At 67.1% G+C, this 16,139-nt stretch carries 14 protein-coding genes and 1 pseudogene; 10 read left to right on the top strand and 5 right to left on the bottom strand.

The genetic code is table 11. From position 1 onward, the window contains the following. The first annotated feature begins 9 nt into the window (after positions 1–9). The 3 genes from RIE31_11570 to ccoS are packed head-to-tail and all read left to right on the top strand — an operon-like array spanning position 10 to position 3,073. Positions 10–504, top strand: a complete 495-nt coding sequence (locus tag RIE31_11570) for a FixH family protein (protein MEQ8641222.1) — start codon at positions 10–12, stop codon at positions 502–504. Next, complete coding sequence (locus RIE31_11565; protein ID MEQ8641221.1) at positions 501–2,879, top strand: heavy metal translocating P-type ATPase; 2,379 nt, start codon at positions 501–503, stop codon at positions 2,877–2,879. Before RIE31_11570 ends, RIE31_11565 begins: the two co-directional genes overlap by 4 nt. Then, positions 2,876–3,073, top strand: a complete 198-nt coding sequence (gene ccoS, locus RIE31_11560; GenBank protein MEQ8641220.1) for a cbb3-type cytochrome oxidase assembly protein CcoS — start codon at positions 2,876–2,878, stop codon at positions 3,071–3,073. Before RIE31_11565 ends, ccoS begins: the two co-directional genes overlap by 4 nt. Here the strand turns inward: ccoS and RIE31_11555 are convergent. Continuing rightward, on the bottom strand, positions 3,052–3,822 hold the full coding sequence (locus RIE31_11555) for a DUF2189 domain-containing protein (protein MEQ8641219.1): 771 nt from the start codon (positions 3,820–3,822) through the stop codon (positions 3,052–3,054). The genes ccoS and RIE31_11555 overlap by 22 nt on opposite strands. A gap of 31 nt (positions 3,823–3,853) precedes the next feature. Then, entirely contained in the window at positions 3,854–4,492 is a 639-nt protein-coding gene (locus RIE31_11550) for a glutathione S-transferase family protein (GenBank protein ID MEQ8641218.1), read from the bottom strand. 319 nt (positions 4,493–4,811) lie between these two features. On the opposite strand from RIE31_11550, the gene RIE31_11545 reads away from it, so the two are divergent. The 7 genes and pseudogenes from RIE31_11545 to RIE31_11515 all read left to right on the top strand — a co-directional run bounded on the left by RIE31_11545 (position 4,812) and on the right by RIE31_11515 (position 10,836). Continuing rightward, positions 4,812–6,356: an aromatic amino acid lyase gene (locus tag RIE31_11545; protein ID MEQ8641217.1), complete on the top strand. Its 1,545-nt coding sequence runs from the start codon at positions 4,812–4,814 to the stop codon at positions 6,354–6,356. Further along, the gene (locus RIE31_11540; GenBank protein MEQ8641216.1) at positions 6,353–7,969 is read left to right on the top strand and encodes an aromatic amino acid lyase; all 1,617 of its coding nucleotides are present in this window, start codon (positions 6,353–6,355) and stop codon (positions 7,967–7,969) included. The genes RIE31_11545 and RIE31_11540 overlap by 4 nt, the downstream gene beginning before the upstream one ends. A 30-nt stretch (positions 7,970–7,999) precedes the next feature. Further along, complete coding sequence (locus RIE31_11535) at positions 8,000–8,671, top strand: dimethylsulfonioproprionate lyase family protein (GenBank protein ID MEQ8641215.1); 672 nt, start codon at positions 8,000–8,002, stop codon at positions 8,669–8,671. Positions 8,672–8,802: 131 nt separating this feature from the next. Further along, positions 8,803–9,261, top strand: a pseudogene (locus RIE31_11530) (YeeE/YedE family protein). A gap of 10 nt (positions 9,262–9,271) precedes the next feature. Next, on the top strand, positions 9,272–9,724 hold the full coding sequence (locus tag RIE31_11525) for a YeeE/YedE family protein (protein MEQ8641214.1): 453 nt from the start codon (positions 9,272–9,274) through the stop codon (positions 9,722–9,724). 18 nt (positions 9,725–9,742) lie between these two features. Continuing rightward, positions 9,743–10,393, top strand: a complete 651-nt coding sequence (locus tag RIE31_11520) for a hypothetical protein (GenBank protein ID MEQ8641213.1) — start codon at positions 9,743–9,745, stop codon at positions 10,391–10,393. Then, a complete protein-coding gene (locus tag RIE31_11515) occupies positions 10,390–10,836 on the top strand; it encodes a hypothetical protein (GenBank protein ID MEQ8641212.1) in 447 nt (148 codons plus the stop codon). Before RIE31_11520 ends, RIE31_11515 begins: the two co-directional genes overlap by 4 nt. A 7-nt stretch (positions 10,837–10,843) precedes the next feature. On the opposite strand, the gene RIE31_11510 is transcribed toward RIE31_11515, so the two are convergent. From RIE31_11510 to RIE31_11500, 3 genes are all read right to left on the bottom strand, one after another. Next, the gene (locus RIE31_11510) at positions 10,844–12,997 is read right to left on the bottom strand and encodes a S9 family peptidase (GenBank protein ID MEQ8641211.1); all 2,154 of its coding nucleotides are present in this window, start codon (positions 12,995–12,997) and stop codon (positions 10,844–10,846) included. Between the two features lie 106 nt (positions 12,998–13,103). After that, entirely contained in the window at positions 13,104–14,645 is a 1,542-nt protein-coding gene (locus RIE31_11505; GenBank protein MEQ8641210.1) for an AMP-binding protein, read from the bottom strand. Positions 14,646–14,664: 19 nt separating this feature from the next. Then, positions 14,665–16,071, bottom strand: a complete 1,407-nt coding sequence (locus RIE31_11500; protein MEQ8641209.1) for an aromatic ring-hydroxylating dioxygenase subunit alpha — start codon at positions 16,069–16,071, stop codon at positions 14,665–14,667. Positions 16,072–16,139 lie beyond the last annotated feature (68 nt).

The following is a 16,139-nucleotide window of genomic DNA, read 5'->3' as shown; positions in this document are numbered from 1 at the left end:
GGCGAGGCCATGAACGACAAGACGGTCAAACGCCGCCTTACGGGCCGCCATGTGCTGGTGATGGTGCTGGCGTTCTTCGCTTTGATTTTCCTGGCTAATGGGGCGTTTATCTGGCTGGCGCTGGACACCTGGTCCGGCCTGACGTCGGATGAATCCTATGCCGAGGGACTGGCCTACAACGATACATTGCGTCAGGCCGAAACGCAGGCGGCGCTGGGCTGGCAGGTAGGGACCGACGTCCGGCCACTGGACGGCGGGCACATGGCCATTGAGCTGGAGCTCCGCGACCGCGACGGCAGCGTTTTGCGTGGTCTTACGCTGGAGGGTCGGCTGACGCGACCGACTGCCGCCGGGCTTGATCAGGCGCTGGCCTTCGTCGCGGTCGGCGACGGCCGGTGGCGCGCAGAGCTAGTGGCGCCGGTCGCTGGCCAGTGGGATCTGGAGGTAGAGGTGGCGCGCGACGACCAGGTGTTTCGCCTGCGCCAGCGGATTATGGCGCCATGACCGACACAGCCGCCACCAACGCCAACCCGGAGACTGGCAGCTTTGACTACAGCCGCTATGTGACTGAGCGGCCCGGCGGCGTGGCGGCGCTCAGCCTTCTGGTGGGAAATATCCACTGTGCGGCGTGTGTGCGTACCATCGAGACGGCGCTGGAAGGTCAGCCGGGCGTCGTCGAGGCGCGGGTGAACCTGACCAACCGCCGACTGGCGCTGGCCTGGCGCGACGGGGCCGCCGACCCGGCGCGGCTGCTCTCGCGGGTGACCGCGCGCGGCTACCGCCTGGCCCCGTTCGATGCGGCGCTGATGAACAAGCAGGACCGCACGCGCGAACGAGAGCTGCTCCGGGCTATGGCCGTGGCCGGATTCGCCGCGGCCAACGTCATGCTGCTGTCTGTCAGTGTGTGGGCCGGTCTTGCCGCCGACATGGGGCCGGCGACGCGCGGCCTGATGCACTGGGTCTCCGCCTTGATCGCCCTGCCGGCGGTGGTCTATGCCGGACGGCCCTTCTTCCACTCCGCCGTGGCTGCGTTGCGCGGCGGCCACGTCAATATGGACGTGCCGATTTCTCTGGCTGTGATCCTTGCCGCCGGCATGAGCCTGGCGCAAACCGCCAGCGGCGGCGACAGAGTCTATTTCGACGCTTCGGTGATGCTTCTGTTCCTGCTTCTGGTCGGACGCTATCTGGATCAGCGCATGCGTGGCCGGGCGCGGGATGTAGCAGCCAACTTGCTGGGCCTCAACGCGGTGGCGGCAACCGTGGTGGACCGTGACGGCCAGCGGCGGGCACTGCCGGTGGCCGATGTGCGCGCCGGGATGATTGTCCATGTGGCGCCCGGCGACCGGGTGCCGGTGGATGGCCGGGTCACCGCCGGTCGTTCGGAAGTGGACAACAGTCTGGTCAGTGGCGAGACGCTGCCGCAACCGGTGGCCCCGGGCGCACGGGTCTTCGCCGGCACACTTAATGGCGGCGGCGCGCTGACCATCACTGTGACGGCGGCCGGCGACGATACTTTGTTGGCGGATATTGTGCGGTTGATGGAGTCGGCCGGTCAGGGTCGTTCGGCCCTGGTGCGTCTGGCCGACCGGGCGGCGCAGATCTATGTGCCGCTGGTTCATGCGGCCGCCGCGCTGACCGCCGTGGCGTGGCTGGCGGCCGGCGCGCCGTGGACGGTGGCGGTCACCACCGCCATCGCCGTGCTCATTATCACCTGTCCCTGTGCCCTGGGCCTGGCAGTGCCGGCGGTGCAGGTGGCGGCGGCCAGCCGGTTGTTGCGCAGCGGCATACTGGTCAAGAGCGGCGACGCACTGGAGCGGCTGGCCCAGGTGGATCATGTGGTGCTGGACAAGACCGGCACCCTGACGCGGGGACAACCGGATCTGGTGGGCAAGGTCGAGGGCTGTGGCGGGTCCGTCGCCGATGATCTGCTGGCCAGAGCCGCCTCTCTTGCTTCGGCCAGCCGCCATCCGCTGGCGCGGGCGCTGGTGCGGGCGGCGGAAGGCGCCGGCCTCCACCTGACCGCGCCGGGCGATGTGCGCGAAGAGGCCGGCAGTGGACTGGAAGGAATGGTTTCCGGGCACCGTCTGCGGCTTGGCCGGCGCGACTGGTGCGGGTCCGCAGACAGTGATGGGGCTAGCCATAGCGAACCGGGCCCGGACAGGAGCGAGGGCGGGCTCAGGAACGCGGGCGGAGAGGCGGGCACGGGCGGGGATGGGGAACCCGCCGCGCCAGCGGGGCCGGAATTGTGGATCCGCGATGGCGATGCGCCGCCGCGCCGCCTGTGCTTTGTGGATCAGCCGCGCAGCGATGCGGCGAGCGTGGTGCGCGGGCTGCAGGGGCAGGGCCTGGGGGTCAGCCTGTTGTCCGGCGACCGGCCCGTCGTAGTGCAGGCGGTAGCCCGCCATACGGGTATTGACGACTGGGCCGGCGCCCTGCCGCCGGCCGGCAAGATTTCCCGCATCCAGGCGCTGGCGGCATCGGGTCGGCGCGTCCTGATGGTGGGTGACGGGCTGAACGACGCGCCGGCGCTGGCCGCCGCCTGGGTCTCCATGTCGCCGGCCAGTGCGGCGGACATCAGCCAGACCGCCGCCGATCTGGTGTTTCAGGGCGAGCGGCTGGCACCGGTCCATGAAGCTCTGGCGGTGGCCCGCAAGGCGCGCCGGCTGGTCCTGCAGAACTTCGGGCTGGCCGTGGCCTACAATCTGGTGGCGGTGCCCGTGGCGGCGCTGGGCCTTGCCTCGCCGCTGGTGGCGGCGGTGGCCATGTCGGCCTCGTCCCTGCTGGTGACGCTCAATGCCCTGCGCCTGCACCGCCGGCCCCGCGTCGTCGGCGCGGCGCCGTCGGGTGACGCGGCGGCGGACGTGATGGCGGCCACATGAGCATCATCATCTATCTTATGGCGGCGGCGCTGACTCTCGGCCTTCTGGGCCTCTGCGCATTCCTATGGGCGCTGCGCAACGGCCAGTTCGATGATCTGGAAGGCGCGGCCCATCGCATTCTGTTCGATGATGACGGCGCCGATGACGGCGACACGGGCCACCCGCCCGGCGATCAGTCCGCTGACCGCCCATAGGTGTCGCGGTAGGCGTGCCACGTGGCATGGCCGACCAGCGGAAAGGTGATAATCAGGCCGATGCCCAGTGTCACCAGACCGCAGGCGGTGACCATGACGATCAGCCAGGCCCACAGCAGCATGGGCTTCGGGTTTTCCCGCACCCGGCGCAGGCTTTCCAACATGGCATCGACCGGCTCTCTGTCGCGCTCGAGCAGCAGAGGAATGGAGAAGGCACTGATGGCAAAGACGAAAGCCGCCAGGACGCCGCCGACGGCGGTGCCCAGGGCAAGAAACACCAGGCCCCGGACGGTGAACAGCAAAGTGGTAAAGGCCTGATCAAGCGCCGGCGCCGCATGGCCATAGAACAGGGCGAACAGCACGGTGGCGAGATAGAGCCAGGCCAGCAGGGCGAGGGCCAGAAAAAGGCCAGCCATGGCCAGCCGCCCTGGCGCCCGCAGTGACAGCGACAGAGCACTGGCAAGGCTTACGGGCTGGCCCTTATCCAGCCGCCGGCTGGTGTCATAGAGACCGACCGCCAGCAACGGGCCAAGCAGCATGAAACCCGCCGCCAGCGGTACGGCCGCGTAGAGCATTTCCAGCCACATGAGACCGAGGGTCAGGGCCAGGCCGATAATGGTGAACAGGGCGCCATAGGTCAGGCCTATGTGCGGCACCCGCCACAGATCCTGCCAACCGGCCGCCAGCCAAGACCACGGCGCCTCCATAGGGATGCGCCGTGGCTCGCCGGCGGCCGGGTCGCGCGCCATGGTCATTGCCTGCACCGGGTGACCAGGAGATTCAGGCGGTGGCCTGGAGCTCAGCCCGCTCTTTGGCATGTTGCGCCACCACGCGCTTGACCGCCGGCCGCGCCGCCATGCGTTCCATATGCTTGCCCACATGACGGAAAGTGGCGGCAAGGCGCTTGGGGTCGGGATCCCACAGCTCCATCAGGTGAAGGTGGAAGTCGGGGGTCGTCACCGATTTGCCCAGCAGATAGGGGCCGCCGGCGGACAGGTGGCGATCCACCGCCTGCCACAGATCATCGAGCTGTTTGCGCGCCACCTCCTGCTTCTGCTTGCGGACTTTCGCGTTCTTCTCCTCCCGGCCGATGCGGAAGAAGCGGAAAACCGCTTCCTTCACCGTGTCGCCGACGAAGGCGGACCAGCGGTACCAGTCGGCCCGGCGCTTCGTGCCCACCTTGGGTGCCAGCTTGCCGGACTTGTCGGCAATGGTCATGAGGATCGCCATGGTCTCGGTGATGACCTGGCTGCCGTCGGTGACCGTCGGCACCTTTCCCTCGGGATTGAGTTTGAGATAGGCCTTGGTGCGCGGTCCGCGGCGGTCCACCAGCACCAGCTTGTAGGGCAGGCGGGTCTCCTCCAGTACCATATGCGGCACCAGTGACAGGGTGTTGGGATAGTAGTGCAGGTTCAGCATGGATCAGTTCCCCCGGGGCCGGCGAGGGCCGGCCCGCATGGGCCCATGATGCCAAAGGCCCGGCGAAGGGCAAGGCCCGTCGCATGACGGACGCCGCATTTTCATGGGCGAGGGTGAGAGGCCCGGTATACGTCCGGTCGTCGCCTCGGTCAGATACAGGGCCGGGCGTTGGGGACACGCGTTGGGGTCTGGCGCCAGGCGGCAGCCAGCGTCACAATGGACCGTTCGCCGGCGACGATATGCGAACACTCATTTCACTGGGGCAGTGAATCCGCGGCTGTGCGGCGGCTTGCCCGATGCGCCTTTGGGGAGATGCGGCATGACGGTAACCCTGGCCTCGCGGCGGGATTTTTCGCTGGCCAACCTGCAACGCGTGGCCATCGGCGGCGAATCGGTTCGCTTCTCGCCGGCGGCGCTTAAGGCCATCGGCAAGGCGCATGACGATTTCCAGGTTCATGTGGACAAGAATCGCGGCAAGTTCATCTATGGCGTGACATCCGGTGGCGGCCCCGATGCCAAGAACCATCGCGCGCCGGAAGAACAGAAAAAGCGCATGAGCCGTGGTATGCCGTTTGCCGCTCTGGCCTTCGGCGACGACGATCTGCCGGAGAGCGTGGTGCGCGGCGCCATTTTCGCCACCCTGGCCATGTTCATTGACGGCACCACCGCAACCCACCCCGACCGTGCCAAACTGATCGCCGGTATGCTGGACAAGCCGTTGCCGCCGGTGCCGGCACAGGGGCTGACGGCAGCCGGTGAGATCATGCCGTTGTTCGCGCTGTACAGCCCCACATGGCAGCAGAAGGTCAAGGGATACCAGGCCGGTAGCGGCAATGGCGCGCCCTTCGTCAGCGCCATGGGCGGTATCGCCGCTCTTCAGGCGCGTCGCCGGCTGGAGCTTGTGGAGAAGGTGTTCGCGCTGTCCATCGAAGGGTTGGCCGCGCCACTGGAAGCCTATGACCCGGCGCTCAAGCCGCTGTGGGCGGACCCCCACGAAGGAGCGGCGCTGGATGGCCTCAACCGCTGGCTCAAAGGGGTGCCGCGCAAGGGCCGGCGCACCTATCAGGCGCCGGTGTCGTGGCGCATCCTGCCGCGGGTTCTGGGCCAGGCCCACCGCGCGGTTGCCGCGCTGGAGGAGACGGCGGCCCATTCCATCGCCGTCACCGCCGCCAACCCCACCTTCGTCCCGCCGCGTCGTGGCCTGCCCTATGGCAAGACCATGAGCACCGGCACCTATCACAACGCCATCGTGCCGCCAACTCTGGACAGTGTGGCGGCGAGTTGGGTTGATCTGGCAACCCTCGCCCATCGCCATTCGGTCAAGCTGCACAAGGGCGAGTATTCACTGATCCCCGACCGCTTGCTGGTGCCGGGCACCGACTGGCTGTCAGGCCATTCGACCACCTATTTCGAGTATGTGCCGAACGGCTTTGTGGACGAGATGCGGCGCCTGATGGAGCCAAGTCTGCTGTCGCCGGCGGAGCCGGCCGCATCAGAGCAGGATGATATTTCCAGCCCCGGCTTCGCCGCCTGGCGGGCGGAAGCGAAGATCGCCCGGCTGCTGGACATGGTGCTGGCGGTGCTGGCGCCGGTGGCCAGCCAGGCCCTGTGGGTGACCAAGCGCAAGGCGCCGCCGTCGCTGGCCGGGTTCCTGGACGAAATCCGCCAGCTATTTCCGGTGGTGGAAAGCACCCGTCGTCTGGGCGATGACGGAAAGCGCCTGGCTGACGCTTTCTCTGCCATGGTGGAGAGCGGGTCGGACACTTTGCTTCCATCCGGACGGGCATCAGGGCGGGCACCAGGAAAGACCCCCCGTACGCGCGTCGCCACGCGCAAACGAACCGCAGGAGGGCGGACGCGATGACGGTCATCGTCAATAGCCGGCGTGACTTTACGCTGGAGAATTATCGTCGGGTCATGCTGGGTGGCGAGAGCCTGAAGGTGGGGCCGCGAGCAAAGAAGGCCATGACCGATGCGCGCAAGAGCTTTCGCGCATTTCTCGAATCCGATCCTACGCAGTTCATTTATGGTGTGACCAGCGGCTTCGGACCGCAGGCCAAGACGGCGGTCAGCCCCGAAGAGCAGCGCAAGCACGCCGAGCGGACCAACCCCACACGCCAGACCGGTGCCGGGTTCGGTACACAGATGCTGCCTGACCGGGTGGTGCGCGGCATCATCTTCTCACTGCTGTCGAGCCTGATCGAAGGCCATGGCAAGGTGCGGCCGGCCATCGCAGAGCGTCTGGCCGCCATGCTCGATCGTCCGCTGCCGGAGGTTCCCCTGTCGGGGCAGGTGGGCGCCGGCGAAATCCTGCCCCTGGCGCATGTGCTGTCGGCCATGCCGGAAGGCGACTGGGAGGAAGGCGAGCCCGGCGCTCTGTTCGCCGGCTCGTCGGCCACCGCCGGCCTGATTGCCGACGTGGCGCTGGTCGCCCGGCGTCGGCTGGAACTGGCGGAACAGGTCTTTTGTCTGTCCATAGAGGCCATGCGGGCGCCGCTGGAGGCCTATGATCCCGATCTGGTGCACCTGTGGGGCGACCCGTATGAGGGCGAGGCCATCCGTCGCATCAACGCCCTGCTGCGCGGCGGAGCAAAGGACCGGCGCTTCTACCAGGCGCCGGTGTCGTGGCGCATCCTGCCGCGGGTTCTGGGCGCGGCGCGGCGGGCGGTGGCCACCGCCGAGGAGGTGGCGGGCTATGCCATTGCTTCGGTCAACGGCAATCCGACCTATGTCCTGCCGACGAAGCAGAAGCCGCTGGGCTACACCGTATCGAACGGCGGCTATCACAATGGCACCGCCTATCCGGCCATTGATTCTCTCAACGCCGCCTATGCGGATCTGGTGACCCTGGCCGATCATCACACCACAAAGATGCAGAACACCGCGGTCAGCGAATTGCCCAACTACCTGACCAAGGGAGAGGGGTTTGGCACGGCTATTCTGGGTTTCATTCAGATCGGCTTCGGCGAGGAAGCGCGCCATGCCGCCCAACGCACCTTCCTGCCGCCCAGCGAAGGCGGCGGCTATGGCCAGAACGACGTGGCCTCACCCACCTTCTTCGCCTATCAGAAGCACCTCACGGCCAATCGCTGTTTCGATTCCGCCATGGCCATTCTGGCGACGGTGGCGAGCCAGGCGCTGTGGGTGACCGAGCGCAAGGCGCCGCCGCAACTGGCAGCGTTCCTGGACGGGGTCCGCAGCATCGTCCGGCCGTTCGATGGCAAGGGTGAGCGCAATACAGGCCGTGAGCTGGAGCGGCTGGCCACAGCACTGGGCGACGGCGCCCTGACCGGTGCTTTTCCGCCGCCCAGAACCAAAGCAGTCGCACGGTCCAGGGCCAAGGTCGTGACCCGCAAGCCGGCGCCGCGTCCGCCGGCGCGGCCAAAGCCAGTGGCGGGTCGCCGCCCGGCACCCAAACGCACCGCCGCCAAGCGCCCGGCGGCCAAGCGCGGCTCGCCGCGCCCCAAGCGCGGCTGATGGTCCGGGGAACGCCGCGCGGGAATGCCCATGAGTGACGGTGAGCCGGCGCTGGAACCGGACGAATCGAACCGGGTGCTGCGCTATCTGTTCAATGACCTGGCCGCACACCTTTCGCGTTGCGAGGCGCGGCAGAACGAACATGTGATGCAGGCGGTGACGGTTCTGAAGAGCCTGAAGCCGGATGCGGCGATGCAGGCGCCGCGGCCAATACCGGTGACGGCGCATCTGGCGGCCGCCACCAAGGCGGCAGAGGGCCAGCGCGCCTGGCGGTTGGCGCCCAATGTGCGCGGCCTGCGGCGGGCGCTGCAGTGGGTGCAGAATGCCAACTATTCGGGCAAGCCGGGATTCCTGCGCAGCTATGGCTACAGCCTGGTGGCGGGACCGGGCGGCCTGATGGAGAGCGATGCTCTGGCTCTGGGGTTCCTGTTGCTGGCGCCGGGCTTTCACTATCCGGCCCATGTCCACCCGGCAGTGGAACTGTATGTGCCGCTGACCGGCCCGGCGCAGTGGTATCGCCAGGGCGACGGCTGGGCCGAGCGCTCGCCGCCGGATGTGATTGTCCATGACAGCGGCCAGGCGCACGCCATGCAGGCGGGAGACACACCGCTGCTGGCGCTGTGGCTGTGGCTGGGTGATCTGGCGACGGCGGCGACCCTGGTGGATGGCCATCCGCCCCCGCAATCGCCGCCGACCGCCTGACAGGCGCCGGTCCGGCCCCTTAGCCCCGGGGCGGTCGGGCGAACTGTCGCATGGTCCTTGTATCGCCCCTGCCGGTCGCCACATTGTAAGGCACCGGACCGCCTGCCTGGCGGCAGCGACGGTCCGCCAATTGGCGGGAGAGGGTCATGACGGAGTTCACACCGGTGTCCGCCCTGATCGGCGGCGCTCTCATTGGTCTGGCGGCGACGCTGCTGATGCTGTTCAACGGACGCATCGCCGGCGTTAGCGGCGTTGTGGGCGGCGTGGCGCAGCGTCTTGGCGGCGGCGCCAAAGCATCGCCTGACTTTGCCTGGCAGGGGCTGTTCGTGCTTGGTCTGGTGGGCGGCGCCGCACTGCATCGGGCGCTGGCCGTTACGCCGCCGCCGGTGCAGATCAGCCAGTCGGTCCTGCTGCTTATTGCCGGCGGGTTGCTGGTGGGGATTGGCACCCGCATGGGCCATGGCTGCACCAGTGGCCATGGTGTTTGCGGAATGGCCCGTCTGTCTTCCCGTTCCATCGCCGCCACTCTGGTTTATCTGGCGGTGGCCATCGTAACGGTGTTCGTCACCCGCCACCTGATTGCCATATAGGAGGCTCCACATGGCCAATACATGGCGTGCCCTGGGCGGACTCACCGCCGGTCTGGTGTTCGGCTTCGGCCTCAGCCTGTCGCAGATGACCGACCCGGCGAAAGTGCTCAACTTTCTCGATGTGAGTGGCGCCTGGGACCCCAGCCTGGCGCTGGTCCTGGCCGGGGCGGTGGCGGTCGCCTTCATCGGCTATCGTCTGGTCTGGCGCCGGCCGGCGCCCCTGTTCGATGTGCGCTTTCACTTGCCGGAACGGCGTGACATTGATCCGCGCCTGCTGAGCGGCGCGGCGATTTTCGGAATCGGCTGGGGCCTGGTGGGGCTGTGCCCGGGCCCGGCCATCGCCGGGCTGGCGGCCGGACGCTGGCCCAGTTTCGTCTTCGTTGGCGCATTGATCGGCGGCATGCTGTTGTGGCGGGCCTATGACAGCCGCACCGCGCAGGACGCCGCAGGCCGCGGCGCCTGACACCGTGGCGGCGGCGCGATGATGGCGGTGGCGTTCTCCCGCCATCTGGTGGCCTCGCCACTGCAGGTGGCGGCGGCGCTGCGCTGTCTGGTGGCGGGAGACGCGGTCAGCCTGCGCCTGGTGGACCAAGCCGGCTGCGACATGTTGCTGGCGGCGGAGGCCGGCCTGCCGGTGCGCCGGTCGCGACCGGTACAGACGACAGGGGGCGCCACCGTCATGCAGGATTTCTGGATCTGCTGGCCGCCGCCGGCAGATACGCCCTTCCATCCGGCGGCGGACGCTATTGAGGCGCTAGTGAATGAGGGGCTGGCGCTGGGTGATCCGCCGCTGTGTGCGCCGCTTCGTCTGAGCGACCGGGTAGTGCAACGCTATCCCGTTGGGTCGGCCGGAATCGGCTTTCATCGCGACCATATCCGCTATGAGCGGCTGATTCTGATTCTGCTGCTCAAAGGGAAAGGGCGTTTTCGTATTGCGGAAGACCGCGCCGGCAGTGCGGCGAATGACGTGCCGCTGGGGCCAGGTGAGGCAGTGCTCATGCGCGCGCCCGGCTTTCCCGGAGACCGCAAGCGGCCATTCCATGCGGTTGATAACATTGTTGAAGAACGGGTGATCTTCAGCCTGCGCCACGATGCGCGGGCCGACCGGCCGGAATATCTGGAGCGAACATGAAACGATGGATGGTGATGAGCTGTGTCCTGGTCATGGCCATGACGCCGCCGGTGGCTCTCGCCCAGCAGGCAAGCCCGGCCGGCGGACTGACTTTCGCTTTGGAGCGGGCGGTGGTGCTGCGTGGCGCCTGCGTCGCTACACTATCGATAGAGAGCACCCTGGCCGGCGATCTTGATCGCTTCGCCATGGACCTGGCCGTGTTGGATGGGGCAGGCGTAACGGTGCGCCGCCTGCGGCTCGACCTGGCGCCGCTTGTAGCCGGGGCGTCCACGCGCTTTTCACTGCCACTTTGGGATGGCGACTGCGGCGGCGTCGCATCACTGCGGCTGGAGGCCATGCCGCAGTGCCGTGACGAGGCCAGTGGCGCCGATCTAGACTGTCTGGCGCTGACGACGCTGGCGACACGAGGCGCGACGGTATCCGGCATCCGTCTGCAACGCTGACCGGCCGTCAGTCGCCAATCCCGAACACCTTGAGCAGGAAGGCATAGGCCAGCGCCACTTCGCCCAGCTTGTCGAAGCGACCGGCGGACCCGCCATGGCCGGCTTCCAGATTGATCTTCAGCAGGGTCATCCGGTCATCGGTTCTGAGGGCGCGCAGCTTCGCTACCCACTTCGCCGGCTCCCAATAGGTGACGCGCGGATCGGACAGGCCGCCGGTGGCCAGCACATGGGGATAGGCCTGGCTCCGCACATTGTCGTAGGGCGAGTATTCCAGAATGTGACGATAATGTTCCTGTGACTCTATGGGATTGCCCCACTCTTTCCATTCAGGCGGGGTCAGTGGCAGGGACGGGTCGCACATGGTGTTCATGACGTCGACGAACGGCACGTCGGCAATACAGGCCATGAACAGGTCCGGCGCCATGTTGATGACCGCGCCGACCAAGAGCCCGCCGGCGGAACCGCCATGAATGGCGATTCGGCCGCGCCGTGCCAGGCCGTTGTCAATCAGCCCTTCGGCGGCTGAGATGAAGTCACGAAAGGTGTTCATCTTGCTGGCCATCTTGCCGTCGCGATACCAGCGATAGCCGCGGTCCTTGCCGCCCCGGATGTGGGCGTGGGCGTAGATGAAACCGCGATTCACCAGGGAAAACCGGTTAGTGGTAAAGGCCATGGGAATGGTGATGCCGTAAGAGCCGTAGCCGTACAGGAGAACCGGTGCGGTGCCGTCGAGCGGCGTATCCCTGTGCCACAGCAGCGACACCGGCACCTGTTCGCCATCGTGTGCCGGCACCATCAGTCGGCGTGTCTGATAGTCGGCCGGATCATGGCCGCTCGGCACTTCCTGGGTCTTGCGCAAGGTGCGCTGACGGGTGGCCATGTCATAGTCGAAGGTCTCGGCCGGGGTGCGCGGCGATGAAAAGACGAAGCGCAGTGTGTCCGTGGCAAACTCATAGCCTGGCCGGGGCGCCAGGTCGAACACCTCCTCGTCCATGGCGATGGAATGTTCGTCGCCGGTTGCGATGTGGCGAACCACAATACGCGGCATGCCGTCTTCCCGCTCGTGCCAGACCAGCCAGTCGCGAAACACCAGCATGGCCAGGATGAGGGTGCCGGGCCGATGCGGCACCACCTCCGTCCAGTGTGCGGGGTCGGGCTGGTCAAGCCGCGTGGCGACAATGCGGTAATCCTCCGCCATTGTGCCGTCGCAGGCGATGTTGGTGCGCAGATAGACACGCTCGCCATGATCGCTCAGGTCATAATCCTGATCGTGGCGGCGCGGCCGAAAACAGACCGGCGGTGTATCGGGCGCATCGGCCGGGACGATGTGCAGTTCCGCGGTGGAGTGATCGTGGGCATCGATAACGATGAGGCGACCACTCTCGGTCTTGCCGACCCCCAGATAGAAAGCGCTGTCCGCCTCCGCATAGACCCGCGCATCATCACCGGTCTGGCCGAGGGTGTGACGGCGCACCTCGGCCGGCCGGTGATTGTCGTCCAGCCAGGTGTAGAACAGGGTGGCGGAATCCGCCGACCACACAACGTCGCCCTGGGCGGAGGCGATTTCATCGGCGAGCCACTCGCCGGACTCCATGTCGAGGATGCGGATCAGGCTGTATTCAGAACCAGTGATATCCGTGGCGGTGGCCAGGCGGCGATGATCGGGGCTGTGCGCCATACCGGTGATTCGAAAGAACGGGTGTTGCAGGCTGGCGGCGTGGGAATCCAGCAGCACCTGTTCGCTGTCCGGCTGACCGCGGCGTGAGCGGCAATACAGAGGATGCTCCGCGTCTTCGGCAAAGCGCATGTAATAATCCCAGGGGCCGTCCGGGGTCGGGACCGATGAATCGTCCTCTTTGATGCGGCCGCGCATTTCCGCGACCAGTCTTTCCTGCAACGCTTCGGTGGGCGCCATGACTGCGGCGGTCCAGGCGTTTTCCGCCTCCAGATAAGCCAGAATATCGGGCCTGAGGACGGATGGGTCGCGCATGACCTGTTGCCAGTTATCGTCACGCAGCCAGGCATAGGGGTCGCTGTGGCGCTGGCCGTGGCGGACGGTCACCACCTCGCGGCGCTCCGCTACCGGCGCGTGAGCGGGGGGCGTATTGGTCGGGGGCGATAAGGGGGTCGATGACGGGGCGGAGTCGGGTCTTTGGGTCATGGGGTATCCGGGGAGCGTGGCCGGGCAAAGCCTGCCGGCAGAGTGATCACAGCTAGGCGCGGTTGGGCCGTCTTGCAAGACGGGACAGCAAACCCTGCGACAGAGCTCAGACGCGCGCGGTGAAGAGGTTCTGCCATTCCTTGCGCAGCCGCGCTTTTTCCACCTTGCCCATGGCGTTGCGCGGCAGGCTGTCGACCACCACCACGCGCTTGGGTCGCTTGAAGGCGGCCAGATCGCCAAGGCCGGCCAGAAGGGCGGATTCGTCTGGCGGCGGCCCACCCGCCGCGGCACAGACCAGCGCCACCACCGCCTCGCCCCACTCCTCATGAGGCACACCGATGACGGCGGATTCAGCCACCCCCGGCAGGCGGTCCAGCACCGTTTCCACCTCGCGCGGCGATACGTTGAGGCCGCCCGAGATGATGAGATCGCTGCTGCGGCCGGAGATCCAGAGCCGGCCTGCCTCGTCCAGCCGGCCACGGTCACCGGTGATGAACCAGCCGTCGTCACGGAACGCTTCGGCGGTTTTGTCCGGCGCCTGCCAATAGCCGGGAAAGACGTTGGGGCCGCGGATTTCGATGCCGCCGTCATGGTCGGCAGGCAGGATGCCGGACTCGTCCGTGATGCGCAGTTCCACGCCGGGCAGCGGCCGGCCGGCACAGCCGGGTCGCCGGTCATCCAGGGTGTTTGACGTGATCATCACCGCTTCGGTCATGCCGTAGCGCTCAACGATTGTCTGGCCGGTGCGGCCGGCAAAGGCGTGGAACAGCGCATCCGGCAGCGGCGCCGAACCGGACACGAACAGACGCATGTGGCGGCACGCGGCGGCAGTGAGCGCGTCTTCACGCAGCAGGCGGGCGTAGTAGGTGGGAACTCCCATGAACACGGTTGCCTGCGACAAGTGGCGCAGAACCGTGGCGGCATCGAAGGTGGCCAGCATGAGGCACTCTCCGCCGCCGGCCAGGGACAGGTTGAGGGCCGGAAACAGGCCGTGGGTGTGATAGAGCGGCAAGGCATGCAGCAGGCGGTCGTCGTCGCGCCAGGCCCAGACATCGCGCAGGGCCAGGGTGTTGGTGGCCAGATTGGCCTGGGTCAGGACCGCCCCTTTAGGCCGGCCGGTGGTGCCGGAGGTGTAGAGCATGACGGCGGCGGCGTCGGCGGCGGGCATGGGCAGCGGGGCCGCTTGCACCGTCGTCGCTGACAGGGCGTCGGCGAAGCCGCCGGCAGTGGTGGTTTCGAGGGGGAGAAGGCGGGAGCCTGCGGCACGCGCGACGCCGGCCAGGTCGTCTGCTCCGGCGGCATCGCACAGCAAAAGGGAAGGCCTTGCATCGCCGCACATATAGGCCAGTTCGGCGGGCCGGTAGGCGGTGTTGAAGGGCAGAAAGACGATGCCCGAGCGGATGCAGGCAAGGTAAAGCAGGGTCAGGGTCGGGCTCTTGCCGGCCTGCACCGCCAGCCGGTCGCCGGCGGCGAGCCCGAGGGCCAGCAGGCGGCCGGCCATGTCCTCCACCGCTGTCCACAACGCGCCATAGGTCAGGCTGGCGAGCGGCGAGGCCGCAGCCTCGGGCCACGACAGGGCCGGCCGCTCCGCATGGCGACGGCAGCTTTCCGCCAACAGGGCGGCGAGGGACGGTGCGCCGTCGCTCATGGTCCGCACAGCGTTCGGTTCAGGCGCCGGCGCTGACCGGGATACCCAGCTCCTCCAAAATGCGGCGGCGGATTTCCGCGGTGCGCGCCGCCGGCGCCAGGGTATCGCTCTCGACGACGAAGCGGGCGACGTTGCGGGCGATTTCCACCCGTTTGCCCTTGTCATCCTCATTGGCCGGCGGCACCCGCAGCACGGTGTCCTGGGAATAGGTGGCCAGCGTGCCATCGCCATTGCGCACCGGCTCCGGCAGGGGTTCGCCATCCTGCAGCATCTGGATATTGCGCCGCAACAAACGGCGGTAGAGCGCCACGCCGCCGTCGCTCATGCCCAGATTCTCTTTCTTGTGCAGGGTGATCGGCCCCTGCGAGGCGATGGCCTCATAGTCGCCGGGACGCTTCTGCCGTTCCTCGTAGGTGCGCTGCTCGGTCTGGCCCTCGAAATCAATCTTGTTGCGACCGACGCTGTCCCAGTCGGCCTTGCCGGAACTGTCCAGATGCTCGCCGAACCACCGCCAGCCGATGACCTTGGTTGTGGTGTCGGTCATCGGCGTCATCCATTTGGAGAGACCCACCCGGTTGAAGATCTTCTCCGTCTTGGGGTCCTGCCAGATGTCGCCGGTCTGGCTGAAATTGGGGCGAATGGCCTCCTGGACGCGGATCCACAGATTGTCCTGCACCCGCCGCACGTTGAACAGATAGAGGCCGGAGCCGCTTGGCATTTCGAACCACTCCACATGGGGCAACTGGGCAAAGGCATCGGAGAACTGGGTGCCGCTGACCCGGGTGTGGAGAAAGACCGTGTGATAGGGGTCCACCACGTTCTCGCCGATCTGCAGCCAGTTGCACGGCATGTCGATGGAGTAGGGCTTGGCCTCTACGTCCGGCAGGGTAAAGGTGTCGTAGATGGGAAAATCCGGCTTGTGGTCCGGCGGCCCCATATAGGCGAAGAGGATTCCCTTGTATTCCTGCACCGGATAGGCGCCCTGGCGGACGCGCTTGAACAGCGGGCTGTTCTCCGGCTCCGCCCCGGCATAGAGCAGGGTACCGTCCACATCGAACTGCCAGCCGTGGTAGCAGCAGCGGATGCCGTGGTCGCAGACGATGCCGAACTCCAGCGATGCCTGACGGTGCGCGCAGTGGGCGTGCAGCAGGCCCCAGTGGCCGGAGAGGTCCTTGAACAGCACCAGTTCCTCGCCCAGCACATTGAGCGCATAGGGCCGGTTGTCCGGCGGCAGTTCTTCGAGGATGGCGATGGGCTGCCAGTAGCGGCGCATGTATTCGCCGCATGGCGTACCAGGACCGGTACGGGTCAGATCGTTGTCGGGCTCCGGCTGGCTGGCCGTGTAATAGCCGCTGAAAGGCTGGCGCTCCGGCCGGTCAGCCGCACCGGTGCCGGTGGCGCGAGCGGCTTTGATATGCGTTGCCATCTGTATCTGTCCCGTCTTGCGAGGTCGCGGCGGAAGTGTGCCGCATGGCGGCCACCCGGGCAACATGG

This window comes from Alphaproteobacteria bacterium, from assembly GCA_040218575.1.
In the GTDB taxonomy this organism is placed as follows: domain Bacteria; phylum Pseudomonadota; class Alphaproteobacteria; order JAVJRE01; family JAVJRE01; genus JAVJRE01.
This window is presented reverse-complemented; position numbering and strand designations above follow the sequence as displayed.

Coding starts and splice junctions, on each gene's coding strand:
- ccoS (MEQ8641220.1), top strand. CDS start 2,876: ATGAGCATCATCATCTATCTTATGGCGGCGGCGCTGACTCTCGGCCTT.
- RIE31_11515 (MEQ8641212.1), top strand. CDS start 10,390: ATGAAACGATGGATGGTGATGAGCTGTGTCCTGGTCATGGCCATGACG.
- RIE31_11550 (MEQ8641218.1), bottom strand. CDS start 4,492: ATGCTGAACCTGCACTACTATCCCAACACCCTGTCACTGGTGCCGCAT.
- RIE31_11520 (MEQ8641213.1), top strand. CDS start 9,743: ATGATGGCGGTGGCGTTCTCCCGCCATCTGGTGGCCTCGCCACTGCAG.
- RIE31_11545 (MEQ8641217.1), top strand. CDS start 4,812: ATGACGGTAACCCTGGCCTCGCGGCGGGATTTTTCGCTGGCCAACCTG.
- RIE31_11555 (MEQ8641219.1), bottom strand. CDS start 3,822: ATGGCGCGCGACCCGGCCGCCGGCGAGCCACGGCGCATCCCTATGGAG.
- RIE31_11505 (MEQ8641210.1), bottom strand. CDS start 14,645: ATGAGCGACGGCGCACCGTCCCTCGCCGCCCTGTTGGCGGAAAGCTGC.
- RIE31_11535 (MEQ8641215.1), top strand. CDS start 8,000: ATGAGTGACGGTGAGCCGGCGCTGGAACCGGACGAATCGAACCGGGTG.
- RIE31_11500 (MEQ8641209.1), bottom strand. CDS start 16,071: ATGGCAACGCATATCAAAGCCGCTCGCGCCACCGGCACCGGTGCGGCT.
- RIE31_11565 (MEQ8641221.1), top strand. CDS start 501: ATGACCGACACAGCCGCCACCAACGCCAACCCGGAGACTGGCAGCTTT.
- RIE31_11540 (MEQ8641216.1), top strand. CDS start 6,353: ATGACGGTCATCGTCAATAGCCGGCGTGACTTTACGCTGGAGAATTAT.
- RIE31_11510 (MEQ8641211.1), bottom strand. CDS start 12,997: ATGACCCAAAGACCCGACTCCGCCCCGTCATCGACCCCCTTATCGCCC.
- RIE31_11570 (MEQ8641222.1), top strand. CDS start 10: ATGAACGACAAGACGGTCAAACGCCGCCTTACGGGCCGCCATGTGCTG.
- RIE31_11525 (MEQ8641214.1), top strand. CDS start 9,272: ATGGCCAATACATGGCGTGCCCTGGGCGGACTCACCGCCGGTCTGGTG.